Origin of the sequence: Paenibacillus marchantiae (genome assembly GCF_028771845.1) — a bacterium.
Lineage (GTDB): Bacteria > Bacillota > Bacilli > Paenibacillales > Paenibacillaceae > Paenibacillus > Paenibacillus marchantiae.
The window spans coordinates 6,155,702-6,181,936 of record NZ_CP118270.1; the positions used below are offsets into that span (position 1 = coordinate 6,155,702).

Consider the following 26,235-nt stretch of genomic DNA (forward strand, 5'->3'; position numbering starts at 1 on the left):
CCCAGAAACAGCCTAGTGTCAATCACATCATTATAACAGTTGATGCAGGGTGCATCAATCCCGCGTTGCCCCAACTTTATAATTATCGTCACAATTGCGAACTCCCAAGGGTATATTTTGCCTATATTTCATAACCTTTTATTCAGCGACTCCGCTAAATAAGGATACTACCCACTTCATTCCGTTATGGGACAGATTTTGAAGAAGACCTGCCGTTTTGTCAGCCAGCACGTCGACCGGTGCTTTGCTCTGCTCTGCGCCAAGCACTTGACTCGGTGACAGAACAGGTACGGCTGGGGGTTCTTTGACCTCCTGTTGTACCGCCGCGATCGGAACAGACTCGGCAGCCGGTGCCGCCGGCTCAGTTTTCACCACTGCAGGGTTGCCAGTCGAATCATCGCCCCTATTAAAGTTGCTGCCTGCCAGCTGCATTCCAAACAGCACACCCAGCAACATTAATAAACAGATGGAAAACAATCTTTTGCCGAATCTGGACACATTCCTCGCCTCCTGTTATATCTTCAATTCTTCTATTCTTCCATATCAGGAATACTAGCCACCTTGTGATGTCTTTTCCGCACTAGCTTTGTCCACCTTCTGATCATTCCAGTACACCTCTGCAATCATGTCGGCGAGCACTTTGGATGTCCGCTCCAGTTCAGCAGCTGTATTGTCGATGCCGCCAATCTCAATCAATATGCTGTTGGGAGAAAGCGTCTGGTTGTATTCACCATTGTTGGCCCCGCCGCCGTCCTTGCCCCATACGCCCCGAGATACCCCTGGATATTTCGCTTCCAGCTTCTTATGAATTTTGGCCGCAAAGGCCTCATTCTGCTGCCAGTTTGGATTTTCATGTCCTATAATAAAATATACTTTGGCATAACCCAGATTATTAATGGTCGTTGTTGTTTTGTTATGACGTTGTGAGTCACGGTGGATATCGATGAGATACGTAAGATCGTCATTTTGAGCGAGTGCAGTTTTCACCGTCTGACGAGAGTATTTATAGGAATAATTCCAGTTATAATCCTTCACCTTGGTCGGATAATCTTCCTGTGCATGCTCCACCCCAATCCCCAGCTTCTCCAAACTGTCGGATAAGTAGGTTCCCACTTGAAAAACATTGCCCGTCGATTTACCAGAAGAAGGATTGTCACTCTTTGTGCCCAAGAGAGGATTGTATCCTTCACGTGGATGGGAATGGTAGACAAGAATCGCTTTTTTTCCTGTCGTTGGTTTGCTCGGTTCATCTTTACCGCCACTCTTCGGTGGGGGATCACCCTTTACTTCACCATCACCCGGATTCTGCGGATCAGATGGATCGGGGTTATCCTGACCTGGTGGGATATGCTGCTCGCCACCTGATTTCCCTCCGCCTGCCGATGCCGTATCAATGAGTCCAGGACCCGGCTGATAATCTTCTGGAGCTTCAGCTTTTTCATTTCCCGAGCCCGGTCGCAGCAGTACGGGTTGATTGGAACCCATGCCAGGCATTTCTCTAGCGATCAGGCTTTTGGGGTCTTGCGGATTCACATTCGTCAGCAGTTGGAACACAAATGAAGTCAGATTTTCACCAGAAAATGCAGAGGCTTGTTCCTTCTGAGTTAGATGCGGCATTTCCATGCCGAGCATGTCCACAAAAAAGCTGCTTGATACGGCTCCCGCAAACCCTTTCATAGAAGAAACGGGTGAGCTATTCAAACGCTTCTCTGCCATGCCCCCTAGACCGAGTACAACAAAAAACAAAGCAGATATGATCATAAGCAACAACAACGTACGGCCCATGGCCAGCACGTGCAAACATCTCTTTTTCCATTTACCAATATTCCAGGCCAATATTTTGTTCATTGCTTCTGTCTCCTTCCCTGCTGGACAACGCTTATACTTCAACTCTATGAGCCTGCCAGATTTGATAGAACAGGAAAAAGAAGATTGCACAAAAAAAGAAAGTCCGATAGATTCGGACCTTCTTCACAGGAGTCTCAAGCATTTAAATTTCAAATGTTAATTAATGGGTGTAGGCAGCTACATTCTCCGCATTTACCGCATCATGGAGAGCTGCATTTAGACCGGTTGCAATAATATTGGCAATATCTTCGACAAACTCGTCGATTTCTTTGGGCGTAACGATCAGATCATGGCCTAGTGGCTCCAGTACCTCTTTTACCAAACTGAGACGGTCATTTTCGCCGATATCGTCCAGCATGCCCATAATCTGTTTCGTTTGGTCGGTCTCCTGCCGAAAATGAGTACGCATCATTTCGATGACGTTATTCACAATGGTCGACGCATAACATACGGTAGGTACACCGATGGCAATGCAGGGAACACCCAATATTTCACGTGTCAGTCCACGTCGCTTGTTCCCAATTCCTGAGCCAGGATGAATGCCGATGTCTGCCACTTGAATCGTTGTATTAACACGTTCGAGGGAGCGTGAAGCCAGCGCATCAATCGCAATGATTGCATCCGGTTTCGTTCGATCCACGATCGCTTGTACGATGTCACTGGATTCTATACCCGTTGTCCCCAGCACACCTGGCGCAATGGCACTGACTTCCCGATACCCCGGTGCAACCTGATCCGGCACCAGCTCAAAATACTGACGGGTAACCATCAGATTCTCCACTACCAGCGGACCAAGTGAATCAGGCGTGACGTTCAGGTTGCCCAAACCCACAATCAGCACCTTGGACGTCTTGTTAATTCCCGCTTTGGCCAAAAAATCTTCCATCTCTCGCGTGAATTCTGCCGCCACCCGCTCCTGAAGATCGGTATCCCCGTTACGAAGCGATGGAACCTCCAAAGTGACATAGTGCCCCTTTACACGCCCAATTGCTGTAGCGGCTGCATCATCAAGCACATCAATACGTGTGATTTTGATACCGTCTTTCTCATCCACATCCTCCCGCAGCCCGGGAATCGTCTGTTTCTGTCCCCCCTGAGCCATCTCCTTGGAGTCAATTGCCAAGTCGGTACGAACTGCATAATTTTGCAAATCCAGTGTCATCTGTCCCTGCCTCCCTTACCGCATTTGAGCATATTGTGTGGGAAAATGGTGTGCTTTATGCAGCACCATCGAACATCATAGGAAAATCTGTTGCAATTTGCATGCCAGCGTGCTAGAATATTTTAAGTTGTGAAACGTTTGTATTCATGCAAATGCCTTACAGGAGGTGAATGTAATGCCAAACATCAAATCCGCTGTTAAACGCGTAAAAACGAGCGACAAGCGCCGCGCACTCAACGCTTCCCAGAAATCTGCACTCCGTACAGCTGTTAAAGCTGCTGATGCTGCTCTGGTAAGTAACGAAGTTGATACTGCAAAAGCTGCGATTCAAGCTGCTTCCAAAAAGCTGGACAAGGCTGTAACTAAAGGTCTGGTTCATAAAAATGCTGCAGCCCGCAAAAAGTCTCGCTTGGCGAAAAAACTGAACGCTCTTTCCGCACAAGCGTAAGAAGCGTTACTTATACGATCTAATGGAAAAATCCTGAACAGCACGAGCTTTCAGGATTTTTTAGTATCTGATTCTATAAGCACTCATTCAAACGGGGCGGCCTCTATTCCGATGATCTCACCATCAACGGAATAGAGGCCGCTTTGTGTTACAGTTATATCTAAGTTTAAGCACCGAGCCTTAACAAGAAAAGCTCTAGTCCGAGCACTTTATCCACTGCCCCGGTCTTCATCTGATAATCCAGTTCACTGAGATGACTCAGAATTAGCCTCAAACGTTCTGCCTGAAACTTGCGAGCCTGTTCACCAGCAATTTTGACAGCATACGGATGCAGACCAAGCTGACTGGCAATCTGCTGTTGGGAGTAACTCTGCTGCCCTAACTCCTTTACCTGAATCATAATTCGAAATTGACGGGCAATCAAGGCAGCAATTTTGATTGGTTCTTCACGCTGCTTCAGCAACTCATAAAAAAGACCCAACGCTTTCTCCAGCCTCAAGTTAGCAAGCTCCTCCACCAACGCGAACACATTCTGCTCGGTACTTCGCGCCACCAAAGATTCGATATCTGCGCGTTTAATCGTGCCTCCGTTACCAGCGAACAAACACAACTTGTCCACTTCCGCAGATAACGTCTGCAAGCCTGTTCCTGCATAACTAACAAGCGTGTCAGCTGCTCCAGTCTCAAAAGATACATCCCGTTGCTTCGCCAGCTTTACAATCCAACCCAGCAGCTCTTCACCACTTAGTGGAGCGAACGCAAGGACAACGGCTTGTTTCTTGGCTGCCTTAACTAGTTTTTTACGCTCATCCAGCTTATCCCCTTGGGCCAGAAACACAATAATACTATAATCTGCCGGATTGTCCATATATGTAAGCAGCCGATCAATCTGGTGATCCATTTTGGAATCCTTGCCTGCTGTAAACAAATTAGCATCGCGAACGATAATGAGTTTACGTGGAACAAGAAAAGGAACCGTCTCCGCTTCTTCAATGACCACCTCCACAGGTGTCTCAGAGAGATCATATGGAATGATCGCAAATTCTCGGTGCTCTTCTTCAATTACCTGTTGTTTTAACATATCCGTAAATTGCTGTATCTGGTACTTCTCCGTTCCGTACAGCACATATACCGGAGCCGTTTCTCCATTACGTATTGCCTTTGTCGCACTCTTTACATCCATCACGGTGCCCCCTTATCCCTCTTATCCTACCAGAAATCGTGACAGACAACAAAGGGGCCTTACATCCGGTTACGGATGAAGGCCCCCTGTCCTACATCTATATAAACGCTGACACCAACAATTCTAGAAAAAGCTGGTGCGCGGTCATACGACGTCAGTTATGCCAACTGAGATAGGACGTTGTTGTTACTTTCAATATATTCTTGATACAACAGAAATGTTCGGCAAGTCTTAAGGCCAAACGTATAATTTACAGCCTATTTACCAGAGGTCCCGCTTGAACCAGTGGACACATTAAACGATTTCTTCACTGTTGTCCCATCTTGATCTGTCTCGTAATTGAATACGGTGCTATCCTTGGACCAGCTCGCAGATTTTAGTGTACCCTCCACACTACGTTGCTCGACCAGATTAAGCACATCCGGGTCAGCAGCAGGTTTAGAGTAAATGCTGATCTGATCGCCGAGTAGCATGACCAGATAGGAGCCATCGGGTGACTTCCATTCTTTTGGAGTCGTCGTAGCAAGTGCACCTGAATCCGTGGCAGCCAATCCCTTATTTCCTCCCGCTGCATCCATGCCTGTCTCGGAATCAGGACTCGTCACGCCCTCTGTTGGCTCTTCTACCTTAACATCAGGCATATCCTGAGAAGTAGTGAATGATTGTGCATCCCCATTTTCAGGCTCCGTTGCTCCGCTCTCAGTAGAACCTGCCGAAGGTCCGGTAGCAGCTCCTGAACCCTGACTTTTTTGCTGATCTGCACTCTTGGTACTATCGGCAGGATTGGAACTGGAAGGGGCGTTTTTCGTTGAATCACTCTTTTTCAATTCTGATCCAGTATCCGGCTGTTTAGAAGGTTGGTCTTCCTTCAATTCTGGTTCCTGCACCTTTTCTGAACCATTTTCTTCAGGACCAACCTCTTGAGCTTGTTTATCTTCAGCGGATGGCTGACTTTCCGAACTATCGATCCACACACTGTTATCGCTCTGTAGTGAGGAGGAAGAATCTTCATTGTTGATCTCTCTGCTCAGTGGATTTTGATCCTCATTCCCGCCTTCTTGGGTACTGCCCGTGCTCATTATCATTTCTGCATTTTCAATCTTCTCTGGCTGATATCCAAAAATGGCAACGCCCAGTACAACAGCGGCTGCTGCTGCGCCCATGGACATCCGGCCCGCCATAGAATTCAACCATTTTTGCTTCGGTTTCCGCTCACTTGAACGCTGTAAATTCTCAAATGCAGCAGGGACAGGACTCATTTCCTGTATTGTACTGCTTTGTTCCCTTTTCGCTTCGTCGATTGCATCCAGTTGCGGCATAATGGCATCAACCAGACTGAATCTCGGGGTTACCTGCGGCAAATCTTCCAGTTCTCTGGAGAGAGCTCTGAGCAAACTAAAATTTTCGGCGCACTCCGCGCATTGGGCCACATGCTGTAGCATCTGCGCAGTTTCCGCCTCGCCCAGATCATGATCCAGATACCGGTGCATCCATTCCACCACCTCTTCGCATTTCATCCTGTCACACCACCTTTCTGATACTCCTGTAGTAGATTCTGTAATTGCTGTCTGGCTCTAAATAAATAAGATTTAACCGTATTCAACGGAAGATCGAGGCAATCCGCAATTTCGTTATAGGATAAGTCCTGCAAATATCTTAGAACAATAACGGTACGATGATGCTCAGGCAGCTTGTTAATGGCATCCTGAATATCCTTTGCCACATATGTGGACATCACTTCGAATTCCACATCCTGATTGTCCTGAAAAACCATATCATGCTCGTCAATGGAGACGGAGGGCTTGGTTCTTCTGAATTTGTCAATACAGATATTCGTGACGATGCGCTGAACCCATGTCTTAAACTGGGCCTTTTCCTCATATGAATTAATCTTGGTGTAAATTCGGATCAACGCTTCCTGAGCAGCATCCAAAGCGTCTTGTTCATTATTTAGAATGTAATATGCGGTCCGATAAACATGCTGTTCAATGTCCCGCAATAGGGTAATTAGAGCGTCGCGATCGCCCGATTGAGCGGCTCTGATGAGTTCCGGCTCTACCACAAAGGATCCCCCTCTCCCTGCAACCTTACAGACGTGACCATCAATAAAATTGTTGCAAAGTTAAGTATTTTTTTTATTGCCATAACAAAATAACGGCTTATGTATTGGGGCCGCTGAAATCTTCTCTTAGAATAACAGAAATTGCATAACGAGTCATCAAGCCAGCTCAAAAGTCATTCCAGTACTTACACGACTCAATTTTATTACAATGGCATACATTATAGCTAACAACACTTATAGCATTGAAAATAAAAAAGTTCAAATTTTGTACAAATTTAAGCTCGTTTTAATGTAATTTTCATGAAAACAGTGTATTGTAAATTTACATTCATAACACGAGGTGATGAGCATGCCAGCTCTTGCAAAAATTCAAGCGTTAAAAGAACAAATGCCCAAAGAATATCAAAGCATATCCCATTTTGTGGAACATGCTTTGCAGTCTATTGATACTCTGGTTGAGGAACATCGGAAATACACCGCTGCACAGGCATTATACGGCGATAAAATCGTCGGATCGGAAGAACGCTTGTACAGAGAAACCGTGCTTGATGTACGAGCACAGCTCTTGCTGACGCTTGAGAAAACCGTAGAAGATCTGTTGCACAAAGGCGACAAACATTGGAGTAAACACTTCAAAGATGGCGTTGAATAATTCGTTGTTATAAGTCATTCCAAAATTAGCCCGCTTTCCGGCATTCTCCCCGAGGAGCATACCGGAAAGCGGGCTTTTGGTTTCATTCTTCGAGCAAATGATGTACTTCATAGAGAAAATTAATAAATGACAACCAGTTGTAGATTGGGACTGTATAGATTTTATCTTTATTGAGCGAACATGATGAACACAGAAGTATTACGTATCTTTCACGAAATTTTACATTAATTTCACATAAACAGCATAATCAATCCCATTTTATAACTTAAAATAGAAAATATAGGCACGTAGAGGAGCGAAATCAGACAACTAACGGAAAACTGGACACTATTTAATAGTAATTCAAGTCGCAAAGACGAACTAGAACTCACAACGGCGCAACAAAATTTCTATGCAGATATGAGGCAGATTAAATGAATTTGAAAATCTTTTTAAAGTACTTCCTGGGATTTTTTCTACTCTGTAGTCTATTATTTATTGTATATAATATGATGATACGCCATAAAACTTGGGATCAAATCGATCACACGATTAACTTATTCAGTGCGACTATAATTAGCTTAATAGTTGGTATTTCAAAAGCAAGAGAGTAATCCATTTTAGCCAACTCCCACAGAAATTCATGAATCATCCATCGTCAACTTGTAGCGCACATCAATCTTCCCATCTTTGATCTTCATCTGAATCTCCCCCATTTGATCTGTTCGATAGATCTCTGTACCCGAATTTACAAGACGTTCAAGCACCCCAGGATTGGGATGTCCATATGTATTGTTGGCCCCAGCAGATATCACGGATGCAGATGCATTCCAGTACTGTAACCAAGCTTCCGTTGACGATGTTTTGCTACCGTGGTGTGCAACTTTTAATACGTCTATGGTGACAGGAACCTCTGCGACTTAACCCATAAGTTTGCCATTTGGCAAGCTTATGCTTCCAAAAGATCATGGCAACCTTATGCTTCCAATTCACCCATATGCAAACACACATTCCTATTCCGCTTTGAAAATGTGCAAAAAGTGACCGTTTCAGGACCTTTATGAATGAAAAATCACTAAAATTATCGGTTTCGAGATTCAAAATGTACAATTTGAGTTAGAGGCAGTTTAAATTATACTTTAAATGAAATCTTTAAAATCAAATAAGCCAACCACTAATATGATTGACTTCACTTGAGTTTATTGAGCTATGGTTTCCCGTTAGCGTATGGTTTCTTACTCCTGATACCATTAATGATAACGGGTTTAACTGCGGCTGCCGTTTTTCTTTGCAGAGCTATTGTTCCCCACAGAAACAATTGATCAAGGAATACTGAATTATAAATGCCACGTTCAGATATCGCGGTCTTGCAGAAGTATGCATGCTGAGGTCGGGCATTGAAACTGGAGTTGAACTGCAGACTTAGTAAAGTGAAAAAGTCCCATTTAGGGGCTAGGGGCTTTTCACTGGAGAGATTGCTATTAACCTATCCGTTTAGTTAACAAAGCAGCCGATTACTTTGTTCAGCTGCTTTGTTGGTTTTATTAAGCTATCGTTTCCCGTTAGTTTAACACTTATTTGTACACTCATGATCTATAAGCTTCTTATCTGCCCGTTAGCTTAATAAGTTACGGGCGAAAATTGATCAGGTATAAGTCTAATCGGTAATCGTATCAGGTTACTGTCCTTGGCTTGGGACAAGAACTTGTCCCAAAAAAATAAAAAAGCCGCTAATTAGCGACTTTCAATGAGATCATGATTTTGTCCCTCATATAGGTATCTAATTACTGGTAATTTTCATTAATGATTCTGGGTAGCCGTATCCTGGAATAAAGACAGAACATTGTGGAGTTTCTGACCATAATTCGGTACGAAGAAGTCTCCTGATATCTTTGCCTGCTTTTTTGAAATAATCTTGTTTAATCATATGTGCCTCACCTACACACGCAGTTACATCCAAATCTATAACGAGCACTGAATTCGATTGAAGAGAACCCGTTTGCCCTAATGCTGTATAAAAAGTAGCTGCGGGATAAGCTAACATGAGAATAGAGTCAAGCATCGAGAACCACACAGTCGTTCCATAAGTACCATGGCTATCTCCAATAGCAATAGCCTTTGGAGCATTATAAAATTCCCCATTAGGTGCAAAAGCATTTGAAGGTAACGCTGCAGCCATGCAGAACCCGCTCGCAAAAAGAGGCCTGTCGGCATTTAATAGATGCGCAGCATGTGCAAAGACGTAACACCCCAGTGAATGAGTGAAGACTCGGCCTTGTGAGTAATTAGACATTTTACTTAAGAAATTAGTACTAAGATAATCCCCAGAAACTCTAGCTCTTCTTTCCAATTCACGCCAAACTACTGATGTGTACAAATCAAAAGGTACTCCTCCAGGAAATGTGCCGAAAATACTTTCAATTGCTTTTTGCACTAAAGTCTTCTTCTCATCAGATAATTTACTATCATATGCAAGAATATATATGCTGACGTGGTCATAATTTGTATGGCTGTTTGTAAACATATTAGCAGTTTTCTCAAAAGCTTTATAAAAATCCAAAGAATCTTTTTCGCTATTATCATTTTCCATCCCATATATAAATATGTACGGGTAATCGTTTAAGGAATCTGATTTCGGTACCCTTACAAGATTATAGGCTTCCTCCCCTCGAGCAGCTGGACCGGGATTTGTCACCCGATATAGACGAGGATCAGGATCTTGTTTAACTTTTCTAAATATCGAATTCCATATATCATCGATTAAATCCGAAGGTATAATTCGGTATTTATTTAAAATCTGAATATACGATATATATGGAGATATTACTGTATCAAGAATCAATCTTGGTGTTCGCGCTAATGCTGCCTCGCTACATGATTGAAGAATATCTGTTGCCCCCTTATAGCCACCAACAAGTGCATCGTATGCCGGTTTAACTACTTCTTTTACTCCACGCGTTGCCTCTTCCCATCTTCCCATCACCCTACCTTCTTTTATTATTGGTTTTCTGTTGTATTGTCTTTATCTAATTCAAAATTTATACATAATAGCATTAGTTACTGAATTCTCCTTTAACTTTTTAAAGCATTAAAAATCATTCCTTTTACATATATACTGAGGAGTGAGTATATAACACTTATACAAAACTGCTTGTTGTTTCAAATTGAAAATATCAAATCATTGTCCTAATTGACATGCAATAATTTGATGTCAGCGTTGAAAAAGCACAAAAACACAATTATATAACATTAATAGACAAAATGAATATTTTATGTTGAAATCAGACAACGATAGTTATAAGATAAAAAAATGAAGCCAACCGCAACAGCGGTTGACTTCATTTTTTTCGTTCCTTACTTATAAAAGAATTCAAAGTCATGTTCATTGTTTAAAAATAACGCCCCATCATAAGTATTTTTAGGATGGCTCCCTACAATTTGAACCAAATCGCAATTCTCCCCACATGATACTTTAACTACTAGATATATTCCGCTAGGAAAACACTCGTTAAAAACAAAGCATTAATTCTTAGTCCACGAATCAAAAGTACCTAGAATACTCACTCAAATCAAAATCATTTCCAAGGATTTGAATCACAACTTCTTTAATCTCTTCAGATTCCTCTCGTTTTCTTGAACGATTGTATATTTGGGAACTACCGTTTGCTTCTTTTAACAAAGATAATATATTATCTTTATTGAATTTTTTAATATAAGGTTTAATAAATTGGCTATAATTATAATCAGCTTGGTCAAAATTATAACTGTTAGCAAAAATAGCTATGTTGAGTTCGTATACTTTATTTTGCAATCCCTGGTCTTCAGCAATTATTATTAGATCTCTTATTCGTTCTACATCAAGATAGTTACCTAACTCAGAAACCATTGTAGACTTCACATAATCAATATGCCTTTCTATATTATCCTGCAAAAACCAAGCAGAAATGAGTAAACTTCTACTATTTTCGACAGTCCTTTCAATTAAAGCTTTGCAAGCTTCATTGAGTGCATTGTATACGCCGTTATACAGAGTAAGAAAACTTATCAGATACTCTATTGGGACGCCTAGTGTAATATCACTGTAGTAATTTTTTTCATTGTTAATTTGTGTTAAAAGATTCACATGGTTTCTTTCATACATTATTTTTAAGGCTCGGTAGTTTAAATCTCTATACTTAGTTGTTTCATCATTCTCTGTCTTGAACACCATTTTCCAAAAGTCTCTGAAGACCTTAGATTCAACTTCAGGGACAAAGTGTCGTAAGTACTTTGTTTCCAAATACCTTTTTAATCTTTGATCATCTAACAATGCCCCATCTAATCTAGCTAAATCCTCAAGCAACTCAATTGTAATTTTTTTAGACAAAAGAGGGGGCTTAATTAACACACTTTCAAGAATGTTCCTAATGTGCGCCCTAACCGACTCCTTGTTCGGAGCGTACAAGATATAATTTTCATTCACTACAGGATGTGCAGATAAGTGGCGATTTAATCTTAGATTTTCAATATGTTGCTTTTCTGCAACATTGATTAAGGACGTTCTATCCTGAATCAAATCTACTAACTTTGTTTCCCATTCAGACGATTTTGAATTAGCTTTTTGCAGTGCTTCTACTTCACTCATAATAGAAATAGCAGTTTGGTCATTATATAGTTCCTTTAAGTCTGTTACTTTATAAAGCAAATCGCAAATGGTTACAGAATATAACATTACTAATGCAGAACGGTAATTTCCATTGTGGTAAGAACTAATAACTTCTTGAAAATATTCTTTCGATTTAGGATGATATATTTTCTCAGAAACGTATTCAATCGAAAAATCCACCGAATCACTTCCTTATCTATTATGTAGAAAGCCTACTTTTGTGTTATATTTGTGCTCTTTTTTGATTTATTATTTCAACTTATCGGGTAGCTTGAAAAACCATATGCATTCCATAATGCATTCATGATTGGTCTGATTACTTCAGCAATATTCACTTCATTCAAATCTTCTATAAAAATTTCAGGGAAAATCATCTTATCCGATTCATACGGAAGTAAATCAATTCCAGTATAGAAGGGATCAATATCCGATAGAATTAATTCCTCTCCCCCGTACAGGGAAACCATTATATATATAAAGGTTCTCTAATCCCTAATGAAATATAATTTTGAAGTGAATATGCAAATGTCTTACTCAACGAGTCGTAAAGTTTACTCCCCATAATTCTTTTATCTTGAATAACCCTGGTTGATGAATGCTCTATGATACCATCTCTGAATAGCTGGAATTTACATGTTCTATCATTTGATTCAGAATACACTCCGGTAAAGTTAATGCGTTTATTATCATTTGAAGTTCCCAAGGGCGTTGTCCTAATTAGATTAAATACCCTGATAAATCAACTACATTTGAATTTTCAAAAGCCGTTACCGGAACAAAATGAAGAAGTGAAAATGAATTTCTGTTGATCTTGTCTATATGATAAGCAACTCGTTCTACATGGAAGTTACCATACTTTACTTTAAATCCAGAACTCCCTAAAAACATCTGACGAAGTTGTTGCACATCCAATTCGTATTTACCGTTCGACTGACGAGCAAAAAATTTCGAGTTGTGACTACATCTGTGCGGACGGAGCCAGCTCCTTTGTGTACGTATTACTATCACGTACTTTAATACTTCAATTTCAATGAATTCAGTCTCGATATTAGTGATCCTGGGCTCGATTCGACTTCGAAAAATTTCGAGTAATCTTAACTTCTCCTTGTCTATATCTTTACATTCAACTCCAACGAGTCGAATTGGCACTCCCTCCTCCTCATTCACTCCAATTATTAAGTCACCACCTTGCGAATTTGCAAATGAAATCACTGCCTCACATAATTGTTCAGCTCTAATCAATTCCCTCTTATAATCAATTTGCTGACCTTCTTTTGCAGGTAGTTCTCCAATTAGAGACTCAATATCACTGGGCTTTATTTGGTTAAGCTTTATAAAATAATGACATTCTGATAATCCTTCCTTATGTAAGAATTAAATACACCCCTTAGCTATCATTAGCTCTTTATATGTATTTGAAATAATCTTCAGCAAAACAATCGAAGATGACTTTATATTTCATACGTAGCTTTAACAAATATAGGGCAATAGGCAGACTCCGTGTTCCCGCCGCATGGATAGAACAGGATAGATAAGGGAGTAACTGATTAGAATCTGCCATTTACAGACTAAAGTCCTTCCTCCAAATCCATTGTTCCATACTTTTTATTATCAATGAAAATAAGAATCCTCTGTTTTCAAGAATATTTTCTAAGAAAGTTCTTTACATAAGTTACACTGAATTATAAACCAATATTTATTTTCTTTAAAGGTATTATTAAGTTCAGCATGCTCTTGGTAATCCTCTTTAAATAAAGTTTTTCTTTCATTCAATAAGCGAATAATATACTTCCTTAACGAATAAATTTCTCAGCTTACTTATTTGCTCTTCAACTTAACGAAAAAAGGAGCAGCCTGCAGAATGCCAAACATTTTTTGTTAAATGATTCCTTCCAGTTAGAATTAATGAATCTATCCTGTTCATTTAATATCTTACATATTTATAGTGACAAATTTATTTTTTCCCATTACCAAAATACATTTCATGATCTTGCACACGTAGAATATAACCATCGTTGCAATTGTCTTTTAACCTATTGTTGTAAACAATAAGCTCATCTTTTGTAAGATCTCTTACTAAATATTGATTCATATGAGGGCCTTTTAATAATGTACAAGCAATATTGGGATCTACAGGGAAGATATACTCGATTTTGCCTACAAGATTAGTATATCTACAAACAGGATTATCACTGGTTATGAATTCTCCATTATTAGGAGCTCTTAAGAAAACAATGGTTGACTCATTAACAAATGTATTAACCTCATCCATGATCACTCCAGTCCCATTAAGAAATTGACGATATAATTTCAATATATAACTATGAGCATATTCATCATATAATGTCTCTAAAAATGGTAATAACCGTTCTTCTTTTGGAATTCCGATTGATTTAAAGTCGATACTAAAAGAGTTGTATTGTAAGACTGAATCCAATGCTTTTTGTAAAACTGGATGATAAGGTTTCGTTCGCCATTCAAGGGAAACCATAAACTTAATTAGATCGTCTCTTTTTAATGTAGTTGATGAATAAGCATCAGTTGACGATACTACCTCCTTAATTTCTTTATGAATTGAGTTCCAATAATTTTCATAGTTACGATCCCAATTTCTTTCAATATCTTTTCTTGTTCTTAAACGTACAGTACTCCTAAGCAATCGTTTTACTTCATCTGAAACTAGATTGTCTTTCAAGTCAGAAATAATCCATTCATCGAATTTATAAAAGTTTAGATTCATATCTCTTGGATTTTCCAATGTATTACCGTCCAATTTAACAACATATTCTTTCAATGGTTCAAAAAAATATTCGAAATCTTTATCGTTACCACTAAGAGAGCCTGCTCTAATTGTATGATAATCATCAATCCCTGCAAATCTTTTGGTGTTCTTTTCTTCCCCTATACCGTCGCTTCCTTTTTTCACAACATAGATTGACGATTTCCCATGCTTCCAGGCCTTCATATAGGTTTGAGGAGTAAGATGATGATATATTGCTTCAGTATCCATTATTATCTCCTTATCATGTTTTATATAATCTCCATCTCAGCGCAACTAGCTTTCAAAAAGTCAACAAAATCAGTAAATTTAATGACTTAATTATAATATGTAACTAATCTACCCGTTAGCTCAACAAAGCATTACATTTTGACATAAACACACACATAAGGCACCAAAGAACTAACTTGACGAAGCTTATAATTTTCTATTCAAGACATAAAAATGCATCTTCTTATAATATTGATACTAACAAATAGTTTCCAGTATTCTAAGAAGATGCACAAACACTTGTTACACACTATTTAAATTAATTCAACCGTATGTTCTGTAAGGTCTACCGGCTGCTCACCATTAAATACGGTAAGACTAATAGAGAATATGCTGCTAGGATCACCACCAATGATTAACAATACTGGTTCTGGACAGTGAATTGTTTTATCAGCTGAAATTTTATTCATTTGAACACGGTCAATTGAACTCATTTTACTTGAAGCAAAGGGATGGAAATGCCATTCTCCCAAATAATAAGCTTTATCTATTCTCCACACTTCTTCAAGCCAATCTTTGAGACCATCGACTCCTCTATAAAACCGAGTCCTTGTGTGCTTAGAATCTCTCGGCGCGCCACTTCCCTGGACAATTATCGCTTTTTGTAACATATCATCGTAATAACCCACTAGGATACCGCCAGTCTCTAACTTCCCAAAACATATACATTGTCCGAGCAATCGTGTTAACACGTTATCTTCAAATTCCACTTCAAACGTTCCATTTGGATCACGATATCGATGAAGAAGCATTAAAACACCTCTCGTTGTTTTAAAATGACCCCTGCCGGCATTCCATTAAACTGTTGATGCTCATAAACAGCGAATATGTTAGAACCAAACGAATCTGGCCACCAAGCTTCCATTTCTTTGATAGCTAATCCGGCCATAGTCCATATATCATCTAATCGAGCTGGGAATAGAGGGTGATAACATCCGATTCCTTCTCTTGGTAATACTGTATCCTTATTCTCTTCTCGTTCTAAAGCTAACCAAGGCTGGAGAAATTCAAAGAATGTTTTCCGTGGAAAAGGGTGCTTATTGGATAATAATAAAAACATTCTTTTAGCCCCGAATCCAAGTGAAATAGAAATAAACCTTTTAGGGAGTGTCCAATCAAACAAATTTAAATGGTTAATAACTGTATCGCTACCGGTTGTATCAATAACAACATCGTGATTTTCTAAACAATCCACCTCTTCTTCATTAATATTCGGGAACCGACTTGTAATAGCTGATGATCTAATGTGCAAATTATTTTTGTTGATTCTAAATGATAAGGATTCAGCTTTATTTGAGGACAAATATTCTAGACCAAGTATGTGCCTAGACAGATTTCCTATTTTCAATGTATCTTCATCACAAATTGTAATCTTTGAAACTCCCGTGCGAGAAAGTAGTTCGCCAATTGCTGAGCCCAATGCACCAGCACCTATTAAAAATATGCTATCCTGTTGCATTTCCTTATTCAAACTTCCTCTACTTAGAATTGCCTCTTTGCTCCAATTTTCTGTAGGAAGGTACCTCAACTCCTTACTTGGCTTTAGCTCATTCAAGCGATCTATTAGGAAATAATAGTCGTTAACTTTCCTAAAACCTTTCACTTTCTTTACTTTTTTACTGAGCTTTGGTATTTCTATAGCTATCCAATGTAAAACTTGATTTTCTTGTCCAATTATTTGAGGAATGGGGAAACCAATTAATATGAAGTTTCTATCACGTTCTCTAAATGTATGCATTGAATCATAGACCTCTTTCCAGAGATCTATTTGTTGAAGTCTACAGACAAAATCCAATTCCTCAATTGTCTTGGGATATGACCATGAACTTAGTGTAGGGTGGGAATGCAGTAGTAACCAGACACCATAATATTGTTCAGTATCAGAGGAAACGTCAAATAGTTTACCCCAGTCATAACTCTGTACCACTTCACTTTTATTATTTACAAGTTGTGAGACAAAAATAATATCGGGGAATTGTTTTATTGCTCTTAGAGAAAGTAAACCTGATCTCGACTTAACCGAATTCCAATTATTAAGATGTTGATACTCCTCAGCAAAAACGATTTTTTCTGTCATTTTCCTTGTAAATGAGATATGAGGAAGTTCGAAATGATCGCCTTCCTTCATCAAAGAACCATTTGAAGCTGCCACAATCCACAATTTAAGACGTTCAACATGCCAATAAATTCGGTGTTCAGCATCTAACAGTTCTTCATTATCAGACAACCTATCCAAGTTCCCGTTATCCCAATCAGTACAAATCTTCCCCCATCTCCAAGGGTAATCTTCTGTTGCAATGTTCTCATTTTGATGGTGATACGTATTTATGATACTTCTATTTTTATCAGGATATATGCTAATAGACCCCCTTGGATAAAGGGGATCTATTAGCATATACCATTGAGTGGATAAAGAAATAGAGGATTGGTTAACTTCAGGTACTATTATGCTGAAGTGAAGTACCCAACTTTCTAATTTTTCAAACCAAAACATATCCTCTAACTGTTCGTATCCTTCCAAAACTTCTAGATGACTACATGCAAAACTAATCGGTTCTGGCAAAATATTTTTCTCAGTCATCCAAACCTTCCACCTTTGATTTCATCAGGAATATGATCTACCCTTGCAGAGAAGCTACCTGAACTTTCCTTACTGATACTGTTTGAAGTCTCAGGCAACTTAAATTTCGATCCAAACAACTCATTCCAAGCTTCCGCACTTTCTTTAACAGTAGTTGCATCAGTAGCTTTTCTTGCAATTACTGCAGCTTCTTTAATAATTTCATAGAAATCTTTATATTCCTCATCCGAAACTCTTGCCATTACATCATGATCAGGAACACCGTGGTCAGGCATAATAGGTTTAGTGGAGTAGTCACTTACAATTTTCTCTAAAACCTCAGTGACTCCTTGTCCTACACTTTGAATATCATCTGGACAACACATCCCTATTAAATGTTCAAAGGGGTACCCTTTGGGATATTTAGGAACATTATTTAGTCTGCGCCACCATTTTAGAGCCTTAACGACATTAACATAGTGACGATTACAAGATTTGTTTTTTTCTTGGGTCCATTTTATTTGAGCAAGAGGGTCGGTTTGTTTCCACTCTTCTGCCTCTCTATCCGGAATCCAAAGAGGAACTGATTTCCATTCAGGTTCGTTCACATTTGAATATGTTTTTAGAACAGAACTTGAATCCATTGTTTCATTAAGAACTTCCCAAGATTTCTTCAATGACCAGGTTTCAATATCTTCCAAAGATCGTAAGTCGGTTACACTATTAGATTCTAATATCCCTTCTTCACTTTCTGAAGGAGCTGCAGTAATAACAACATCTAGATCTACATAACTTAATGATATTCCAATTGAACGTCCCTGAATTTCATATTTACCTGCATAGTGTTTCTCCATAAAAGGAACAAATTTTTGAAGAGCATCTTCTGGATTGCTGTATTCCTCCATACTCAGTTTAGTTACCACAATGACATCGACATCCGAACGACTCTCTCCTTTTGGACGAACAGCTGTAGATCTTCGATAACTCCCTTGGAGAAATGTACTCACGATAATTTTAGATATTTCTTCATCTTCTTCTAATCGATTTCTTAGCGTTGTGTGGCCTTTAATAAGATCATCCACTTGATTCTCTGTTAATCGAATTTCTTTAAGAAATCTTGCAAAGTAGGTAGGAATATTCATAAAATGACCTCCATTTTAGTTAGAGTGGGAGTGAAAACGAAGAATGATATGATCCATCTCCTGATAAATCATGTTCATATAGCTCTATTCCAGGTATATTAGCTGCTTGTTGACCAAGGAAGAAAACAAATCCACCCGGCGCAGCAATAAAAAAGTGAACTTTTCCTTTTCTTTGGCGTGGGTTACGTCGATCAAGCACCTTAATGACTTGCTCTGCAAGCAACCAAGCGTGAGTACCATCTTTTATAGCTTTAAATCCCTCTGAAGGCATACAAAAATGATAGAAAGCCTGTACTTGAAGATTCCTATCCTCTACATACCATTCAACATGAGATTTAACATTACGGGTTACACTAATTGCAACTACTGTATCCCCTTGATTTAATTGATTATCTGAAAACTCTTCATTGAAGCTTGTGTAGTCAGGTTCTTTATCAAAATGTATATCTGGTATCCAAGCCATCAATCCATCACCACGTTGTACTGGAAATGCCTTCACTCCAGATTTAGGATTAAGTATCAATCCTGAAACAAATGTTATAGAGAGATGTGTATTAAATTGAATTAAGTAGGCACTACCTGGTGAAAAAACTTCTTGTATGAATCCCTTTAGTTTTGGTGCAATATCAGCAATCCAGCTGCGGTCCACTTTGATTAGTCGTTCATCAAAATGGTCACTTAGACAAAGTAGATGGCTAGTCTCTTCTGCTAGAGTTTCAGTAAAAGGAATAAAACTTCTTATTCCGACTGGAATTTCATCGGTTAGAATCAAAGGTCGTCCTGAGTATAGCCTCTCTTTTTTACATAATCTGAGAAGATTATCTTTGTTAAATTTTTTACTCCCTTTACTGGCGCAATTGACAATTAAATCATTATATGGGTTGACAAGAATCGTTGCATCAATTGGCTTAAGGCCAGCCAGCATTAATTTTGTGTTTAGTTGTTCTTTAATCATTATTGAGATACCTGGTTTACTATGTTGAATACGAATACTTCTAAGGATTTGTCGCAATTCATCCTCATCACGAAGCTCGAGTTGTTCTATCATAGATTTTCGAGCCAGTGCAATTTTACTTCTCTGTCTTCCGTCGAAGAATAAATCTAAATTCAACTTATTGTGATGATTATCCAACAACTTTTCTAAGAGATCACCTTTTTGAATGTTCCATGGAGTTAGTAGATGGAATCGAGCTTTGGTGTATCCTTGCTTTATAGCATCCCGAACTCTGTGTAAAAATGAGTGTGTCGAAGCGTTAATAAATGAAGGGTTAATGAGGTCCAGCAATTCAATCTGTTCTGTATTCTTAACATGATACTTAACTTGGTAAAAATCCATCGTAATTTCATCATCAATACCATAATCGCCTGCAATTGGTTTAACATATTCAACTACAACATCATCGAGAGATTTAACCCGATCATCTTCATATGATACGATTCGAATGTTGGATTCTTTATGTAGCAATTCGGAAGCAAATACCCAAAAATACAAATTCTGATAAGTCAGACCAGCATTTATAGCATCAATAGCTTTACCCATTTTACCACAATCCTATTATAAGATTAAAGAACTTATGTTCCCTAATTGTATTATCCCATACAAATTAATCATTTTCAATTATGATTTCCAGTTTCATGATATTCAGTTCTTTGAAGTCACATAAAATTCAAAAAAAGTTATTGATCTCTCAAGTTGGCGGTCGTCTCCTGTTATTTTTTCTGTTGATCTTAACAGTAGGCAACCAGTTTGCACTCGAAACTCACGACATCTGAATTGGGTATCAATTTAAATATAGCTTTATTACCTGCATGGAAAATTTGTAGAATGGCTGGTGCACCACCACTTTTAGCTGCAGATCGCTATTGGTCAATGTGTCTCCAGTAAGCGCAGAGCGATTATAAGGGACAAGAAATCCATCAATCTGATAAAACCAAGATCATAATTAAAGGGGATATTAAATACTTTTACAACCCATTCAGAAACAGATCTGGCAGAAGCATGACTGGATTAAAGATGATATCCTGTTTGAATTGACTAGTATATATTTTGATAAAAACACACTGCTAAATTATGCCACCACACTTAAGTAGTAAAATAAGTGATGCCATTACACGAATATCGTAGTGGCATCATTTATTTTATATAGTATTATTGATAAGCTTAGCCGTCTACCGTATCCAGAATCCTCCATCGCAATCATTGTTAGTATGCGATTCAAGAACCACTTGATAAGTTCTCCCTGGTATTGCATTGCTTATATTATAACTTTCCCCTTAAACATTTTCTGTAACAGTCTTTACTATAGTGAACTTGTCCTGTGCTAAAATCGGTAATTCGCAATGTAAAATAGGGCGATTTACCAGCCTTCACTCCTACCATTTGTAGATCAGTTTTTGAAAAGTGGTAACCCTGAGTTTGTATATAAACTCGCACCATCAAAGTCACCTATGTTGCCGCCGAGGATTTGGAACCACTTATCCCGCTTGCTCAAGACAAACTTGTATAGACTTGCTTTCTTAAAAAAAAAGCCGCTACAATAGCGACTTTGAATGGAACAATGTAATCCTATGGGGGAGAATCTGTAATGCAGCCATCGTAGATCAAAAGGTTAATAATTTCGAAGAATACAGGCAGATTATCGATGTTTAACGAACGCTCAGTAATCAGATGGACTTCAACCTTTCCTCTAGTGTAGCAGTCATTATATTGTACACTTACCGTTCAACACAACAACGTTTAGCATAGTAGGCTTATACTGCCTAATTAGACTTTAGCACGAACCCTCATTATCTTTTTCATTTGAATCAATATTACCAAAATAGACAGGATTCCAACCATTCATAATTTCTATTCATTTTCAGTTGAGAATTTTTCAAAGGCTTTGTACGGCACTTTAATCAGATTAAAGCTGCCTGAAGGTAACTTATTGATAGTCTGCCGTGTATCACTATCTCTTATTGTCATTCCAATAATTACCTGACTATTCTTAAACTTAATGATGTGGTTAAAAAACTTCTCTACATCACTACTAACGATACTATGTTGAGCAGGTTCATCAAAGATAAGAATCCCTGGGTGATTTCCTGATTTTTCGTTAGATGTTTCTAGTAGCGATAGTACAAAAGACCATATCGCTCTTATATTATCACTCGCAGAAGAATCAAACTTCATATCAAACCCCTCGATAACAGGGAGATATGAATCCATTGAAATTTCAATTTGATTTAAATTAGGTATACTTTTATAGCCAAATTGTGAGAGATTCCTGATAAAATGCTTTCTTAGAATTTTAATTTTATCTTCATCTGACTCAGAAAATTTCTTTTTTGGAAGGTCAGCTTTGTCTTCTAGATACTTTTTCCAATCATCAGATAGGTCGCGAAGCTTTTGCTTTTTTTTATTAATGTACTCCACTAATTGATGGAGACTATTCATTTCAGCATCTAACTGTAATTTCTTATGAATAATGGATTCTGATATATTTTCATTAATGGAATATAAATCATTCCGTAAAGATTTGGCCATACTACGAAGTGTAAGTAAACTATTCTCCAATTGTTTAATTCTCTCCTGAATTTTCTCCTTATTTTTTCTATGACTGATTTGCGCAAATTCGAGCATCTCTTTTTGAGCATTCAAATGTCTGATATTTTCATCTATACTCATGACTTGCAAATGACCAGAATGGGGTATTAACGAATCCTGAATAGGTTGACTACATACTGGGCACGTATCTTTTGAGGTTGCGAAATCTAGTTCCGAACCTAGATTTCGCAATCTAGCTGCATCTTTATTATTTCGAATATCGGTCTCAATGATTTCAAGGTTGTTTACTAATTTATCAATGCTGATGCTTTCAACGTGTAATAACCCTCTATTTTTATAAAGCTCGCGCTCAAAACTTTCAATAGAGTTTTCGGTTGCATTAAGTTCTTCTTGGATATCATCAAAATTATCTACTACTCTAGGCTTTAACAACGTAAGATGACCATACTCTCCTTGAAGCTCATCAATATATTCTTGAATCTCTACATCTTCTTTTTTTATGATGAGGTGTAATAGATCTTCTTCTGACAGTACTTGAGGAGACAACGGAAGCCCATGTGGAACACAACCCTCTCTGTGTACAAGGATATTTAACTCTTTTATTAAGGAGTTCCATTGAATTTTTATACTGCTGTCTCTCGTTCTGAGTGAGTCTTTCTTTTTCTCATTTTCCAAAGTATCCAGACGTAATAAAAACTCTAATACACGCTTTTTGGACTCTCTTATCCCTAAAAACGGCATCCCTGACATAATATTTGACCAACCATTTTTTTGCTCGATAAACATTGCAGAGAAAATCAATTGTAAGTATAGTTTTTTTGTCCCATCATCAGCAGCTGGCACTAATGGAAGCTCAATATGTAAAAAACCTTCTAAAAAAGTGTGAAATCCCTTCACATTTATTGCTGAATTTGGCATATGAACATACATATCTTCAATTAGTATACCTGCCTTTTTGATATTATTCATTTCACTGTGATAAACGGTAATAAGCTTGTTATCTCTACCTTCCATCGTAGCAGCACGGTAAATTGTAATTTTTTCTTTTCCATTATAAATCTCAAGATAAGCTCCTGACTCTACGACTGGCCAAACCTCTTCTCCCTCTTCAATAGCTGTCTTATAGACTGCTGTAAGTACTTTTTCACCTTTTCCACCAATGATTTCTTCAAAACCTAGACAATAATAAATAGCAGCAATAACAGAGCTTTTACCACTTGTGTTGTCTTCACTAGCCAATATATTTAATCCATCCGTAAATAATTCATCATATCCGTATAGACCATTAGTTGTATTAATTTGAATTTTTAATCGATTAATTCTCAGCACTGGAATACCTCCACAAAGATGTAAGAGCCTTAATTTTCTCTTCAGTTAGCATCGTTGACAAAGAAGCTAAATATCTTTTTTCATCCTTCATTAATTGCTTGTCCTTAATGATATTTCTAACATAATTTTTTCCTATCTTATTAAGCTTATATAAGCCATTTTGTTGTTGAACAATTAACCCATCAGCAACTGCAAATCGTATAGCATGATTTACTGCTGGGTCAAAGCGAACCACAGTGTAATTTATATGACGATCGTATGCCAAATCTTTCAAAATTTCCATATCTTGTTTTGTACTAAGCCCAATTGAAATCATGTGTAACTTTAATAAGGAACAACCACCACGACTACACATATCCATAATTAAGCATAATTGAGCAATCTTATAGCTTATCCGATAGTTATAAGGTACAGCATCTGGTTTAGCTTCAAATACGATTTCGTCTGCTATAATATAGTTTTTATCATTCATCATCTACTCACCTGCTTCTGAATTGCATGGAACAATCAGCAAGCCATCCACTGATAAGGTCAAGCTTTAATTCCATAATCGATGCTATATTTAGATATTTAAACTGTTCCAATTTTTTTTGAAAATCATCTAAAATCTCGTTAAAAAGTTGCGCATTTATTGATCTGTTAGTATTCATCCTAGTTTTAAAGGCTACTTCCTTTTTGTATGATTGCTCTAAAGTAAATATATCCTCGTAAACTTCAGCATACGATACTCTTAATACTTTTAAAATTTCCAAGCCATTGATGTACGAATTAATATACATATTTACAAGTTCTTTATAGTCCTCATCAGATTCATCATCATCACCTCTAACAGCCTTTACTTTTCTTTTGATGTTCTCAACTTTTTCTGAATCACATTGTGACCAATCTGGATCAGTCGTTGTATGGTGAATTGCAATATTAAGTTGCATATCCGTCAAAGTTGTTCTTATTATTCTGGATATCTCCACCTTAAAATCTTCTGCCTGTTTTATCACAATAATAAAGTCGTCACCTATGTACTCATAATTGCTCGGGTCTGAATTCTTTAATGCTATAACTTCTTTGCGCTTGTTTTCTGCATGTGATATGATCCTTGAATCTTTATATTCAGGAATGACAAAATGCCATTCTTTAATCACAGGCACACCCAACCCCTTCAATCTATCGGCATACTTAGGTGATATCAGCTTACCAATATCTTTGGTCATTTTATCTCTTAAGTGGTCATGTAACTCATCATCTGTGTAACTACGTTCTGGACAGTAACATTGGTAAACCCTTCCACTTCGTGTAAAACCCTCAATACCAGCATCACCACCATGAACAGCAGGTATTTCTGTAAAATGCTCATCTTGAAACTTTGTCCTATAACATGAATTAATTAATTTTTCCCAAGACTTTCCGTCTAAAGGAGTGTCTATAAACTTTAGAATCATACGACCCCACCTAATAATGATATTGATAAAGAACTTCTTTCTTCAGCGTCTCGCTGTAATACATGGAAATCCACCATGAACGTATCCATAGAGCTAGGATAACGAACTTTTGCTAATTGAAAAGTTGGATATACCTTCACAATAATCACTTCGTTATCGACAAAAAAAAGTTGTTCATTTTCACGAGGCACTGTAGCAGTCATTATCTCAGCTCCTCACCTAAAACATTCCCTTCGAAACCTTATATTACCATTTAAAAACTAAAAGAACAATCAGTTAATAACATTTAGTAAGCGCATAACAATTACACTTATATATAGAGGGGATACAGTGAGAATACAAGGAAAAGTAAAAGACAGCACTCTCTATAAACTCTAGAATCTAAACTCCCCAATGGTCGTACTTAGTACAGCGTCGATACCTCTAAACCATTTTCGCATCCAAGTTAAATTATGTACCCTGCAAATCGCTCTCACAAACTAGCCGCAGAGCAAACTCTTACAGACCGAACTTGTAGCATCTTTAAGAATTAAGATAATCATGCAGAGAATAATAAACGACAGTAAAGTCAGAAGATATTCTGATGTTCAGTTACTTTTTTATGCTACAGGTAGCAGCATAATAAGCATATGCGAAATCTAAAATTAAATTGATTATGCCACTGTACCATGGACCCCATATGGTTAAAAAAATAGGAATCCATATAAATAAATACAAGACAATTTAAAATTGTATGTTCAAATCGGCTCTTCAATAGAATCTCTGAGAGAATTAGATCGAGTATCATAAGAAAGAATATTGCTGAGAATAATAAATAGTGAGATTAAAGAAATTTCTTAATCCAATCTTCAGTTAGTGCGATATTTCCTATCAAAACGAACGTTATTACCGCTGGAAGACAATCTGGGAGAGCAAGCATCCAGATCCGATGGTCGAAAAAGTAGTTGAGCTTGTACTCAGCACAAGTTTCGGTATGGATATCGAAAAATCACAGCCTTGCTTCGGATTGAAGGTCCCATAAATCTATTGCATACATCTCCATGTTATCCGGTAGATTTTTGCAAAGAGAAATGAGCCAGCTGAACCATCAACAAAACCAAAGATGATTCCACGAACGCTTAAACCAAAAAAATGACGCCGAGGATTAATTGAAAAATTTTCGAATTCACTCCGTAATTCCCTCTTCCTTGCTC

General features: G+C 38.1%; 21 protein-coding genes. 2 read left to right on the forward strand and 19 right to left on the reverse strand.

Annotated elements, in window-relative coordinates:
* Window positions 1-138: 138 nt before the first annotated feature.
* The 3 genes from PTQ21_RS27795 to gpr form a co-directional block, all read right to left on the reverse strand.
* The gene (locus PTQ21_RS27795; RefSeq protein ID WP_063567285.1) at window positions 139-498 is read right to left on the reverse strand and encodes a hypothetical protein; all 360 of its coding nucleotides are present in this window, start codon (window positions 496-498) and stop codon (window positions 139-141) included.
* A gap of 54 nt (window positions 499-552) precedes the next feature.
* Window positions 553-1,848: a stage II sporulation protein P gene (locus PTQ21_RS27800; protein ID WP_064636355.1), complete on the reverse strand. Its 1,296-nt coding sequence runs from the start codon at window positions 1,846-1,848 to the stop codon at window positions 553-555.
* Window positions 1,849-2,008: 160 nt separating this feature from the next.
* A complete protein-coding gene (gene gpr, locus PTQ21_RS27805) occupies window positions 2,009-3,010 on the reverse strand; it encodes a GPR endopeptidase (protein ID WP_063567283.1) in 1,002 nt (333 codons plus the stop codon).
* A 175-nt stretch (window positions 3,011-3,185) separates the two neighbouring features.
* Between gpr and rpsT the strand changes: the two genes are divergently transcribed.
* Entirely contained in the window at window positions 3,186-3,458 is a 273-nt protein-coding gene (gene rpsT / locus PTQ21_RS27810; protein WP_024628504.1) for a 30S ribosomal protein S20, read from the forward strand.
* A 166-nt stretch (window positions 3,459-3,624) separates the two neighbouring features.
* On the opposite strand, the gene holA is transcribed toward rpsT, so the two are convergent.
* The 3 genes from holA to PTQ21_RS27825 all read right to left on the reverse strand — a co-directional run bounded on the left by holA (window position 3,625) and on the right by PTQ21_RS27825 (window position 6,703).
* Window positions 3,625-4,641, reverse strand: coding sequence for a DNA polymerase III subunit delta (gene holA / locus PTQ21_RS27815; protein WP_274567848.1), 1,017 nt, complete (start codon window positions 4,639-4,641; stop codon window positions 3,625-3,627).
* 257 nt (window positions 4,642-4,898) lie between these two features.
* On the reverse strand, window positions 4,899-6,158 hold the full coding sequence (locus PTQ21_RS27820) for an anti-sigma factor family protein (RefSeq protein ID WP_274567849.1): 1,260 nt from the start codon (window positions 6,156-6,158) through the stop codon (window positions 4,899-4,901).
* Complete coding sequence (locus PTQ21_RS27825) at window positions 6,155-6,703, reverse strand: RNA polymerase sigma factor (protein WP_024628507.1); 549 nt, start codon at window positions 6,701-6,703, stop codon at window positions 6,155-6,157. The genes PTQ21_RS27820 and PTQ21_RS27825 overlap by 4 nt, the downstream gene beginning before the upstream one ends.
* A gap of 349 nt (window positions 6,704-7,052) precedes the next feature.
* On the opposite strand from PTQ21_RS27825, the gene PTQ21_RS27830 reads away from it, so the two are divergent.
* The gene (locus tag PTQ21_RS27830) at window positions 7,053-7,355 is read left to right on the forward strand and encodes a hypothetical protein (protein ID WP_053781298.1); all 303 of its coding nucleotides are present in this window, start codon (window positions 7,053-7,055) and stop codon (window positions 7,353-7,355) included.
* Window positions 7,356-7,975: 620 nt separating this feature from the next.
* On the opposite strand, the gene PTQ21_RS27835 is transcribed toward PTQ21_RS27830, so the two are convergent.
* The 13 genes from PTQ21_RS27835 to PTQ21_RS27895 form a co-directional block, all read right to left on the reverse strand.
* Entirely contained in the window at window positions 7,976-8,149 is a 174-nt protein-coding gene (locus tag PTQ21_RS27835; RefSeq protein WP_274567850.1) for a hypothetical protein, read from the reverse strand.
* Window positions 8,150-9,114: 965 nt separating this feature from the next.
* Entirely contained in the window at window positions 9,115-10,314 is a 1,200-nt protein-coding gene (locus tag PTQ21_RS27840) for a hypothetical protein (protein WP_274567851.1), read from the reverse strand.
* 561 nt (window positions 10,315-10,875) lie between these two features.
* Window positions 10,876-12,159, reverse strand: coding sequence for a hypothetical protein (locus PTQ21_RS27845; protein WP_274567852.1), 1,284 nt, complete (start codon window positions 12,157-12,159; stop codon window positions 10,876-10,878).
* Between the two features lie 537 nt (window positions 12,160-12,696).
* Window positions 12,697-13,221: an AlbA family DNA-binding domain-containing protein gene (locus PTQ21_RS27850; protein ID WP_274567853.1), complete on the reverse strand. Its 525-nt coding sequence runs from the start codon at window positions 13,219-13,221 to the stop codon at window positions 12,697-12,699.
* Between the two features lie 712 nt (window positions 13,222-13,933).
* A complete protein-coding gene (locus PTQ21_RS27855) occupies window positions 13,934-14,989 on the reverse strand; it encodes a DUF4238 domain-containing protein (RefSeq protein ID WP_274567854.1) in 1,056 nt (351 codons plus the stop codon).
* A gap of 293 nt (window positions 14,990-15,282) precedes the next feature.
* Window positions 15,283-15,780 (reverse strand): MPN domain-containing protein, encoded by a 498-nt coding sequence (locus tag PTQ21_RS27860; RefSeq protein WP_274567855.1) that lies wholly within the window; start codon window positions 15,778-15,780, stop codon window positions 15,283-15,285.
* Entirely contained in the window at window positions 15,780-17,609 is a 1,830-nt protein-coding gene (locus PTQ21_RS27865) for a ThiF family adenylyltransferase (protein ID WP_274567856.1), read from the reverse strand. The genes PTQ21_RS27860 and PTQ21_RS27865 overlap by 1 nt, the downstream gene beginning before the upstream one ends.
* Window positions 17,606-18,730, reverse strand: coding sequence for an SMODS domain-containing nucleotidyltransferase (locus tag PTQ21_RS27870; RefSeq protein WP_274567857.1), 1,125 nt, complete (start codon window positions 18,728-18,730; stop codon window positions 17,606-17,608). Before PTQ21_RS27870 ends, PTQ21_RS27865 begins: the two co-directional genes overlap by 4 nt.
* Before the next feature lie 19 nt (window positions 18,731-18,749).
* A complete protein-coding gene (locus PTQ21_RS27875) occupies window positions 18,750-20,270 on the reverse strand; it encodes an SAVED domain-containing protein (protein ID WP_274567858.1) in 1,521 nt (506 codons plus the stop codon).
* A 1,308-nt stretch (window positions 20,271-21,578) separates the two neighbouring features.
* Window positions 21,579-23,606: a coiled-coil domain-containing protein gene (locus PTQ21_RS27880; protein WP_274567860.1), complete on the reverse strand. Its 2,028-nt coding sequence runs from the start codon at window positions 23,604-23,606 to the stop codon at window positions 21,579-21,581.
* The gene (locus tag PTQ21_RS27885; RefSeq protein ID WP_274567861.1) at window positions 23,593-24,081 is read right to left on the reverse strand and encodes a hypothetical protein; all 489 of its coding nucleotides are present in this window, start codon (window positions 24,079-24,081) and stop codon (window positions 23,593-23,595) included. The genes PTQ21_RS27880 and PTQ21_RS27885 overlap by 14 nt, the downstream gene beginning before the upstream one ends.
* A gap of 4 nt (window positions 24,082-24,085) precedes the next feature.
* Window positions 24,086-25,042: a hypothetical protein gene (locus tag PTQ21_RS27890; protein WP_274567863.1), complete on the reverse strand. Its 957-nt coding sequence runs from the start codon at window positions 25,040-25,042 to the stop codon at window positions 24,086-24,088.
* Window positions 25,039-25,245, reverse strand: coding sequence for a hypothetical protein (locus PTQ21_RS27895; protein WP_274567864.1), 207 nt, complete (start codon window positions 25,243-25,245; stop codon window positions 25,039-25,041). Before PTQ21_RS27895 ends, PTQ21_RS27890 begins: the two co-directional genes overlap by 4 nt.
* Window positions 25,246-26,235 lie beyond the last annotated feature (990 nt).